Annotated in this window: 2 protein-coding genes and 1 pseudogene; 2 read left to right on the forward strand and 1 reads right to left on the reverse strand. The window is 68.2% G+C overall.

Annotated features, from left to right (window positions below; translation table 11 throughout):
- Positions 1–39 precede the first annotated feature (39 nt).
- Positions 40–1,859, forward strand: a pseudogene (locus tag BN903_RS06490) (ribosome biogenesis/translation initiation ATPase RLI).
- 146 nt (positions 1,860–2,005) lie between these two features.
- A complete protein-coding gene (locus BN903_RS06495) occupies positions 2,006–2,272 on the forward strand; it encodes an HAH_0734 family protein (protein ID WP_048076976.1) in 267 nt (88 codons plus the stop codon).
- Positions 2,273–2,314: 42 nt separating this feature from the next.
- Here BN903_RS06495 and BN903_RS06500 read toward each other — a convergent pair.
- On the reverse strand, positions 2,315–2,660 hold a 346-nt coding region (locus BN903_RS06500), incomplete at its 5' end, for an L-threonylcarbamoyladenylate synthase (RefSeq protein WP_048076977.1).

Here is a 2,660-nt window from a genome sequence, read left to right on the forward strand (position 1 = left end):
CGGTGCTGCTGACCTCGGCCGTCGATCTGGGGGTCTGAGATGGCCGACGACAGCATCGCGGTCGTGGACCTCGAACGGTGCCAGCCCGACCGCTGTAACTACGAGTGTATGAAGGACTGCCCGCCCAACCGGACGGGCAAGGAGTGTATCACGAAGCGGGGCGAGGACGCCGAGGAGGGCGACCCCGATCAGATCCACATCTCCGAGGAGATCTGTCTCGGCGAGACCTGCGGCATCTGCGTCAACTCCTGTCCGTTCGACGCCATCGAGATCATCAACCTCCCCTCCGAACTCGACGACGATCCGGTCCACCGCTACGGCGACAACGCCTTCTCGCTGTACGGGCTCCCAACGCCCGAGCCGGGTAGCGTTACCGGCATCCTCGGGCCGAACGGGATCGGGAAGTCGACCGCCGTCCACGCGCTCGCCGGCGAGATGGTCCCGAACCTCGGCGACCACGCGGCCGACGGCGACTGGGAGCGCGTGCTCGACCGCTTCCGCGGGACCGGGCTCCAGAACTACCTCGAATCGCTGAAGGAGGGCGAGGTGACCGTCGCGCGCAAGCCGCAGTACGTCGACCAGATCCCGAACCAGTTCGACGGGAACACCCGGGAGCTGCTGGAGCGTACCGACGAGCGGGGCGCGCTTGACTCCCTCGTCGACCGGCTCAACATCCGACCGGTGATGGACCAGGACATCGACTCCATCTCCGGCGGCGAGCTCCAGCGCGTCGCCATCGCGGCGTGTCTCGCGCGCGACGCGGACTTCTACTTCCTCGACGAGATCACGCCGTACCTCGACATCGGCCAGCGGATGGTCGTCGCCCGCCTCATCCGCGAGCTGGCGGACGACGACACGGCCGACCGGTCGATGCTCGTCGTCGAACACGACCTCGCCATCCTCGATCTCTTAGCCGACACGCTCCACGTCGCGTACGGGGAGCCGGGCGCGTACGGGGTCATCACCGACCCGAAGTCGGTCCGAAACGGGATCAACGAGTACCTCAAAGGCTACCTCGACAACGAGAACATGCGGATCCGCCCGTCGGCGATCACCTTCGAGGAGCACGCGCCCCGCGTCGCCTCCCGGAGCGAGACGCTGATCGAGTACCCCGACCTCACGAAGTCGTACGGCGACGGGGAGTTCGAGCTTCACGTCGAGGGCGGCGAGATCAACCGCTCCGAGGTGCTCGGCGTCGTCGGGCCGAACGGGATCGGGAAGTCGACGCTCGCGAAGCTGTTCACCGGCGATCTGGAGCCGGACGAGGGCGAACTCGACTTCGCGCTCGACATCTCTTACAAGCCGCAGTACATCGACATCGACCAGCCGATGCGCGTCGACGCGTTCCTCGCCTCCATCACTGACGAGTTCGGCTCCTCCTACTGGAACACGGAGGTCGCCCAGCCGCTCCAGCTCGAACGCGTGATGGAGCAGAACCTCTCGGACCTGTCGGGCGGGGAGCGCCAGCGCGTCGCCATCGCGGCGTGTCTCTCCGAGGACGCCGACCTCTACCTCCTCGACGAGCCCTCCGCGCACCTCGACGTGGAACAGCGCGTGCGGGCGACGACCGCGATCCGTCGGTACGCCGAGAACCACGACGCGACGGTGATGGTCGTCGACCACGACATCTACATGATCGACCTGCTGGCCGACCGCCTGATGGTGTTCGACGGCGAGCCGGCCGAGCGCGGCCGCGCCGCGCCGCCACAGGAGATGCGCGCCGGGATGAACGAGTTCCTCGCCGACCTCGACATCACCTTCCGCCGCGACGAGCGCACCGGCGTCCCCGGATCAACAAGCCGGGGTCGCAGCTCGACAGCCAGCAGAAGCGCGACGGCGAGTACTACTACTCAGGCTGAGCCGGCCGCCTCCGTTTTCGACGCGCTCGTCGCAGATCCCGACCCGGAATGGCGAGCGGGCATTTCCCCTCGCGCGACGGGGAACCCGCGGCGACCCGACCTGCGGTATCGAAGCGATTAAGCACGGAACCCGCGAACGTCGGGACATGCAACACCTCATCATTCGCGGCGACCCCGACATCCGGCGGGACGCGGTGATCGAGTACGACGGCGAGGAGCTGGTCTGCTTCGGTATCAACGTTCAGGGCGGCTGGCACGGCCCGGACGAGCCCCAGCTGTGGTGTACCGTCGGCACCGAAGACGAGCGCGAGGCGTACGACAAACGCGAGTACGTCCCGCACTGGCTCGACGTCGACGCGGTCGACGCCGAGGAGATCGAAGTGCTGAGCGAGAAGGGTGCGCTGTCGGTATAAACGCCCGCGAACCTCTCTCTTTCCGAGGTCGGTCCGCTCTTTCTACTCGTCCACCGGCGGGTCCGCCAGCCACGCCTCGATGGCACCGGCCATCGCGCCGCGGCGGTGGATCTCCCCCGCCTCGGGGTCGACGACCGTGCTCTCGGTGCCGGGCGTCTCGCCCCCGTCGATCACGGCGGCGACTCCCCCTCGGATCCGGTCGGAGAGGTCGTCGAGACGCGTGACGCTGCCCGTCCCGGAGACGTTGGCGCTCGTCGCCGTGAGGGGGCCGGTCTCGGCGAGCAGATCGCGAGCGAGGTCGTGGTCCGGCACGCGGATCCCGACGCGGTCGCGCCCGGCGGTGAGCGCGTCCGGTACCCGGTCGCCGCGCTCGACGACGACGGTCACC

It is taken from the genome of Halorubrum sp. AJ67, from assembly GCF_000513435.1.